Annotated in this window: 8 protein-coding genes; 3 read left to right on the top strand and 5 right to left on the bottom strand. The window is 44.1% G+C overall.

From position 1 onward, the window contains the following. Positions 1-32: 32 nt before the first annotated feature. Positions 33-1109, bottom strand: coding sequence for a peptide chain release factor 1 (gene prfA / locus V7Q33_RS00190; protein ID WP_331974907.1), 1077 nt, complete (start codon positions 1107-1109; stop codon positions 33-35). Between the two features lie 131 nt (positions 1110-1240). Here prfA and V7Q33_RS00195 point away from each other — a divergent pair, with 131 nt between their 5' ends. Beyond that, positions 1241-1747, top strand: a complete 507-nt coding sequence (locus tag V7Q33_RS00195; RefSeq protein ID WP_333818529.1) for a hypothetical protein — start codon at positions 1241-1243, stop codon at positions 1745-1747. Here V7Q33_RS00195 and V7Q33_RS00200 read toward each other — a convergent pair whose 3' ends face one another. After that, positions 1748-1969: a Kazal-type serine protease inhibitor family protein gene (locus V7Q33_RS00200; protein WP_333818531.1), complete on the bottom strand. Its 222-nt coding sequence runs from the start codon at positions 1967-1969 to the stop codon at positions 1748-1750. A 128-nt stretch (positions 1970-2097) separates the two neighbouring features. Here V7Q33_RS00200 and V7Q33_RS00205 point away from each other — a divergent pair, with 128 nt between their 5' ends. Together V7Q33_RS00205 and V7Q33_RS00210 are read left to right on the top strand one after the other, a co-directional pair. Then, positions 2098-3687, top strand: coding sequence for a M20/M25/M40 family metallo-hydrolase (locus V7Q33_RS00205; RefSeq protein WP_333818532.1), 1590 nt, complete (start codon positions 2098-2100; stop codon positions 3685-3687). 99 nt (positions 3688-3786) lie between these two features. Further along, positions 3787-4440: a DedA family protein gene (locus V7Q33_RS00210; RefSeq protein ID WP_333818533.1), complete on the top strand. Its 654-nt coding sequence runs from the start codon at positions 3787-3789 to the stop codon at positions 4438-4440. A 15-nt stretch (positions 4441-4455) separates the two neighbouring features. Here the strand turns inward: V7Q33_RS00210 and V7Q33_RS00215 are convergent, their stop codons facing one another. The 3 genes from V7Q33_RS00215 to V7Q33_RS00225 form a co-directional block, all read right to left on the bottom strand. Beyond that, entirely contained in the window at positions 4456-5022 is a 567-nt protein-coding gene (locus tag V7Q33_RS00215) for a DNA-3-methyladenine glycosylase I (protein ID WP_331974917.1), read from the bottom strand. A gap of 76 nt (positions 5023-5098) precedes the next feature. Continuing rightward, complete coding sequence (locus V7Q33_RS00220) at positions 5099-5548, bottom strand: GNAT family N-acetyltransferase (protein WP_333818534.1); 450 nt, start codon at positions 5546-5548, stop codon at positions 5099-5101. An 11-nt stretch (positions 5549-5559) separates the two neighbouring features. Then, the gene (locus tag V7Q33_RS00225) at positions 5560-6699 is read right to left on the bottom strand and encodes a trans-sulfuration enzyme family protein (protein WP_331974921.1); all 1140 of its coding nucleotides are present in this window, start codon (positions 6697-6699) and stop codon (positions 5560-5562) included. Between the last annotated feature and the right edge of the window lie 172 nt (positions 6700-6871).

The raw sequence follows: 6871 nt of genomic DNA on the forward strand, positions 1-6871 counted from the left end.
AGACGATTCTATTTTCTTTTTAGTGTATCATTCTATTTTGCCGAGCCTTCAGTCATTTTCTCTGCACTGTCGGCTATGCGAAGCTGTTCTATAAAATCGTCCAGGTCGCCATTCATTACAGCGGGTAAATTATATACTGTATAGCCGATGCGGTGATCGGTAACACGACTTTGTGGATAGTTATAGGTTCTGATCTTTTCAGAACGGTCGCCGCTTCTTACTAATGATCTGCGGGCTGTTCCCAGTTCATTTTGCTGTTTCTCCACTTCCATTTCGTAAAGCTTCGTTTTCAGCATTTGCAAAGCGCGTTCACGGTTTCCGTGCTGGGAGCGTTCTACCTGGCAGGTGATCACTATACCGGTTGGCTTGTGCGTAAGCTGCACTTTCGTCTCTACCTTGTTTACGTTCTGTCCACCCGCACCGCTGGAACGAGCCGTTTGTATTTCAATATCGGCAGGGTTGATCACAACTTCTTCCACGTCTTCCACTTCCGGAAGCGCCACCACAGAAGCTGCAGATGTATGCACACGTCCCTGCTGCTCGGTAGCCGGCACGCGTTGTACGCGGTGTACACCCGACTCAAATTTCAACAGGCCATAGGCACCATCGCCGCTCACACTGCTGATCACTTCCTTATATCCCCCGGCGGTACCTTCTGTTACATCAAGCACAGAAAGCTTCAGCCCACGTTTATCGCAGAAACGCTGATACATCCTCCACAAATCACCAGCAAAGATCGCTGCCTCATCGCCACCGGTACCGGCGCGAATCTCCAGCAACACATTCTTATCATCATTCGGATCCTTTGGTATCAGAAGTTCCTTGAGCTGAGCATCAAGCGCTTCGATCTTGGGTTCCAACTCATCGATCTCCATCTTGGCGAGTTCACGCAGTTCCTGGTCTTTTTCTTTTTCCAGCACCTCCTTTGCCTGTTGCAAATGGTCTCGGGCATCGCTGTATTCGTTGTATTTTACTACGATTTTCTCCAGGTCTCTGTATTCTTTACTAAGCTGCGAGAATTTCTTCATGTCGCTAACAGTATCGGGTTGGGCGAGCAATTGACCAACCTCCTCAAAACGCAGCTTTATTTCTTCCAGTTTTTCGATCATACACTAAAATCAGTCGGCAAAGGTAATTAATAGATACGATACAATTTGTTGTCAGATCACAATCCGGTTTTCCCGTAAGGGATCTCTTTCCGCATTTGGAATTTGAAATCCAGCGGATGAAATTTACCATCATGAAAAGAGCTACTGTTTTTGGAATTCTGTTAGCGCTGGCTGCCTGCGGTGGAAGATTATCGGACGAACAGCGTAAACGACTTCACGAGGGAATGGAGGATCAAAAAATTGTTCAGCTCAGCGACTCCGATATTGTTACTGCTGCCCTCGAACAAGGACAAACCGTTTTCAGCGCATTGGAACATGTAAAATTCAACGCAACCAAAATCGATTCGATTGCAGGCAAGTATGCCGTAAAGATTCACTGGACTGTTCCCGGTGTAGGAAATGCCGATCAGATTGAGCAGCAACTGATCGAAGCGTATGTAGCAGGCATGGTAACAGGCTCGTTGCAGGATAATATACAAAAGCTTTATACCGATGCTTCGCAAAGTACATACGATACGTTGTTGTATTCAAAGCCTATAATAACGTCTATGCCAGACGGTGTTGATAAGCTTGATGGCGTGTGGCATGTATATATTTCTAAAAAACAGGTGGTGTTGGCCGCTACGCACAAGAAGTAATTATGGGCAAGTACCGCTAGTCCATTTTAGTATACCAGAACCTTTTGCCTGGCATTCGTTCTGATATGTTTTTCCATCGCATCCGCACACGGGCATAACGATGTTCTGACATACTAGTGCTGGATCAACTTTCGAGGGATCGAAGCAATCTGATTTGCTATCGTCATCATTATCGCAGGCTATAGATATAGCCAGCAGCAAGAGCATTACCAGCTTTTTCATATCTGAATTCTCCTTTCTGGTTGCAGGAGGTGAAAAGATCATGCCCGCAAAAATTAAATGAACGGTACATATAGCCTGTTTCGCGTTCTTTATTTTTGACTTATCATTAACCTTTAACCAAACAAACGATGAAGCGACTTATACAATATTTACCGACCGCTCTTGTGGTGCTTGCCCCCGTTTTTGGATCAGCACAGCAGGTGGAAAAAATTGATACCGCGATGGTATCCAAGATCAAAGACGAAGGACTTAATCGCTCGAAGGTTATGGACATTCTGAGCATGCTTACCGATGTGCACGGTCCGCGTTTAACCAATTCACCCGGCTATAAAAAAGCTGCCAATTATGCTAAGAGTTCATTGGAATTGTGGGGGGTTCAGAATGTACACTTCGATACCTGGGAGGAAGATTTTGGCCGCGGCTGGCAATTGAAAAAATTTAGCCTTCAGAATCTAAGTCCGGTATATTTCCCGGTCATTGCTTACCCGAAAGCCTGGAGTCCCGGTATAAAAGGAACGGTTGAGGCAGAAGCGGTCTATCTGGATATCAAGAAAGAAGAAGATATCAACAAGTATAAAGGAAAGCTGAAAGGTAAAATTGTGCTCTTCAGTTTACCAACGCCTGTAAAACCAGGATTCAAACCCGATGCTACACGACTCAATGACTCTACCTTATTGCAGATGGCAAACGCTGATATCAGCGAATCGTTCGGTGGAAGAAGATTTCAGGCTCCTACTGAACCACAACGGTTGGCATACCTGAAGTGGGATCTTTGCCAGAAAGAAGGAGCCATCGCAGTGATTGAAGCCAGCCCGGCAACGCGCCTGGAAGATGGAACACTTACCGTTTCTGCCGCTACTGTGCCATATCCTGCTGAAACACCTTTCAGCAAACGTGTTTCGGCTTACAAAGCAGATGTTCCGAAAATTTTACCACAGGTGGTTGTTGCTGCAGAACATTATAATCGCATGATCCGCCAGATAGAAAAAGGTCAAACCGTGAAACTGGAGCTTACGTTGGAAACTGAATTTACACCTTCTGCTCCCGGTTTTAATGTGATTGGTGAAATACCTGGAACCGACTTGAAAGATGAAGTTGTAATGTTTGGTGCGCACCTTGATTCATGGCATAGTGGTACAGGTACAACCGATAACGCTGCAGGTTCAGCGGTAATGCTGGAAGCCATGCGCATTCTGAAAGCACTCGGTATTACTCCCCGAAGAACCATCCGCATAGGACTGTGGGGTGGCGAAGAACAAGGATTACTGGGTTCACGGTCGTATGTAAAACGCACCTATGGCGAACGTCTCGACAAGAGTTTCCCATACGACTCTATTCAGCTGAAACCGGGCGCAGAAAAATTCTCGGTATATCTGAATATGGATAACGGTACCGGAAGATTCCGCGGCGTGTACCTGCAAGGCAATGAAAATGTTCGCCCTATATTTCGTAGCTGGCTGAAGCCTTTTAATAAAATGGGGGCTTCAACATTAACACTTCAGAATACAGGTGGTACAGATCACCTTTCGTTCGATGCCATCGGGTTACCGGGTTTTCAGTTCATACAAGATCCTATTGAGTATAGTTCCAGAACACACCACACGAGTATGGACCTGTATGACAAAGCTATTGAAGCAGACCTCAAGCAGAATGCAACGATGATTGCTGCGTTTGCCTGGCTGGCTGCCAACCGCGATTCGCTGATTCCGCGTAAATAAATATTAACAGCATTATAAAGCAAAGCCTTCTGTATACACGGAAGGCTTTGTTATTTTTGTTGGATTGTAGTTGAATTTTATATCGGTAAAAAAAGATTTATGGAGCTTATCAAATCTCTCATTGATTTCATTCTGCACATTGATCATCACCTGGTGGAGATCGTTAGCCAGTATCAGATGTGGACCTACCTTATTCTCTTCCTGATCATTTTTGCTGAAACCGGATTGGTAGTAACACCCTTCCTCCCTGGGGACTCGCTGCTGTTTGCTGCAGGAGCCATTATAGCAAAGCACGATGCCGGTCTAAACATTTTTCTGATGTTATTACTGTTGATTGTTGCCGCTATTCTGGGTGACCTTGTAAACTACCATGTGGGTAAATATATAGGGACTAAGGCATTTAGTGGCCGCTATAAATTGCTAAAAGTGGAATACCTCAACAAGACGCAGCATTTCTATGTGAAGCATGGAGGCAAGACTATTATCTATGCACGCTTTATTCCTATCATTCGCACATTCGCTCCATTTGTTGCCGGTATTGGAACAATGAGTTATAAAAAATTTGCGAGCTATAATATAGTGGGCGGGGTGGCCTGGGTAAGCGCGTTCTTGCTGCTGGGATATTTCTTTGGAGGCCTGCCGGTAATACGCAACAACTTCACCTATGTGATCTTCGGCATCATCTTCGTGTCTATACTTCCTCCTGTTATTGAAGTGATTCGTAACAAAGGCAAGGCAGAACAAAAGGCATAGAAGACATCAAGTTATTTATACCCTTTTGTACTTCCAGCAATCAACAAGGTGATCGTTCACTAATCCGCAGGCCTGCATGTGTGCGTAAATAACTGTGCTGCCGACGAACTTAAATCCGCGCTTGATCAGATCTTTGCTTAATGCGTCTGACTCTTTCGTTGTTGCAGGAATCTCGCTCAATGATTTCCATTTGTTTACGATGGGCTTTCCACCTACAAAGCTCCAGATATATTTATCGAATGAGCCAAACTCTTTTTGTACCTCCAGGAAGCGTTTGGCATTATTTACAGCCGCATATACTTTCAGTTTGTTTCTAACAATGTTCGGATCCTGCAGTATCTTTTCCAGTTTTGCTTCCGTGAATTTAGAAACCTTCACAGGATCAAAACCGGCAAATGCTTTTCTATAGCCATCTCTCTTTTTCAGAATGGTAGACCAACTCAAGCCAGCCTGTGCACCTTCCAGTATCAGAAATTCAAAATGCACTTGATCATTGTGTACGGGAACACCCCATTCTTCATCGTGGTATTGAACATACTGATCGAACTTCAGGCACCACGGACAGCGGACTTTTTCTTTCATGGGCGTTGGCATTTAGTTTCTTGTGTAAAAGAAAACAACATTGTGACAATAGTATGTCAGCAGGATTTAGTAGCAATTATTTCATCCATTCGTATACGGTGTAGTGTTCACCGTTCATTCCCATCGATTCATAAACTTGCATTGCACGAGCATTGCTTTTATCAACATACAGGCGCAAGCCGATGAGTGACGTGTCATTCTTAATTGATTGAATAACGTGAGCATACATCATTCTGAAAACACCTTTCTTGCGATAGCTTTCCAATACATACACCGACTGCAACCACCACACCATGCCGTTGCGCCACTCGCTCCACTCGTAGGTTATGAGATAGCAGCCCACTACAACACCATCTTCTTCCGCTACAGTATAAAACCCTTTGGCTGCATCATCAAAAATTGCCTGCATTCCTTTGTAAAGGGTTTCGCGATCGAGTTGAATATTCTCCGTTTCATACGCCAGTTTCTGTTGAAAGTCAACCAGCGTGGCCAGATCTTTGTGTGTGGCCTTCCGTATCTGGATCATACTATATATACTTATGCTAAAGCTTGTTTGATATCGTTGATCAAATCTTCTGTTTCTTCAATACCTACCGATAAACGAACAAGGCTGTCTTTTATACCTAATGATGCGCGTTCGGCAGCGCTGATCTTGGAATGAGAAGTTTGTGCAGGACTTGTTATGGTCGATTCCACTCCACCTAAACTTACGGCCCGCTTGATGAGCTTCAATCGATCCATGAATTTGAAAGCATTATCCTTTACTTCAAAAGAAAGCATACCACCAAATCCACCCGGCATTTGTGCTTTGGCAATAGCGTGATCGGGATGGCTGGACAATCCTGGGTAGTACACTCTGTCAATTCGTTGATCGGTTACTAAATATTCGGCTATCGCTAATGCATTTTGATTTTGCTGGCGAACACGCAATACAATTGTCTTCAGGCTTCTTTCCACCAGCCAGCTTGTATGTGCATCTAAAGAACCACCGGTATTAACCGCACTCTTTCTGATTTTGTCTATCCAGCCTTTGGAGGCAACTACGGCACCACAGCATATATCGCTATGTCCGCCTATATATTTTGTGCCACTGTGTGCCACTATATCTATACCCTGATCAATAGGATTTTGATTAACGGGTGAAGCAAACGTATTATCAATAACAGTGGTCACCTCATGACGTTTGGCTATGGAAGCAACGGCCTTGAGATCGGTAATCTTCAACGTGGGGTTAGAAGGCGTTTCAATGTAGATAACTTTCGTTTCCGGCCGGATGGCTTTCTCAAAGTTCTCAGGCACACTTCCATCCACAAATGTACACTCTATTCCAAATCGAAGAAATTCTGTATTGACTGCGTGCATCGTGCCTCCATATAAGTCACTTTGAAAAACAGCATGATCTCCCTTTTTTAGCAGTGCGAAAAGGGTAGTCATAATGGCAGACATACCGGAACTGAAGATGAGCCCGTCTTCTGCATTTTCAAGCGCCGCTATCTTTTCGGCAACAGCCCGCTGGTTGGGCGTATTGAAATAACGTGGGTATAATATTTCCGGAATGTCCTGATAATCATAGGCTGAAGACGGATATATAGGGGTAACAGCTCCTTTGTATTGGCTATCGCCAACGGAACCTGCGTGAACACTTTGCGTTAGTTTTGACAAACTTGATTTCTTCATAACTCCGTTTTAGTTCATCTGGTATTTCTTATCCAAAAACCTCAAATATGATCGCATTGAGGTAAGTCAAATATATAGCTGAACGAATCCTCAAAAAATTCAGATATAAATTTTTTCAATACTTTGGCGACATGTTTAACTAAAACCTAATTACTCATGGCAAAAGATTTTA

This window comes from Ohtaekwangia sp., from assembly GCF_036786105.1.
GTDB lineage: Bacteria > Bacteroidota > Bacteroidia > Cytophagales > Cyclobacteriaceae > Ohtaekwangia.

Bases quoted from the DNA above. Each gene is read 5' to 3' on its own strand.
- prfA (WP_331974907.1), bottom strand. From the start codon at position 1,109: ATGATCGAAAAACTGGAAGAAATAAAGCTGCGTTTTGAGGAGGTTGGT.
- V7Q33_RS00195 (WP_333818529.1), top strand. From the start codon at position 1,241: ATGAAAAGAGCTACTGTTTTTGGAATTCTGTTAGCGCTGGCTGCCTGC.
- V7Q33_RS00200 (WP_333818531.1), bottom strand. From the start codon at position 1,969: ATGAAAAAGCTGGTAATGCTCTTGCTGCTGGCTATATCTATAGCCTGC.
- V7Q33_RS00205 (WP_333818532.1), top strand. From the start codon at position 2,098: ATGAAGCGACTTATACAATATTTACCGACCGCTCTTGTGGTGCTTGCC.
- V7Q33_RS00210 (WP_333818533.1), top strand. From the start codon at position 3,787: ATGGAGCTTATCAAATCTCTCATTGATTTCATTCTGCACATTGATCAT.
- V7Q33_RS00215 (WP_331974917.1), bottom strand. From the start codon at position 5,022: ATGAAAGAAAAAGTCCGCTGTCCGTGGTGCCTGAAGTTCGATCAGTAT.
- V7Q33_RS00220 (WP_333818534.1), bottom strand. From the start codon at position 5,548: ATGATCCAGATACGGAAGGCCACACACAAAGATCTGGCCACGCTGGTT.
- V7Q33_RS00225 (WP_331974921.1), bottom strand. From the start codon at position 6,699: ATGAAGAAATCAAGTTTGTCAAAACTAACGCAAAGTGTTCACGCAGGT.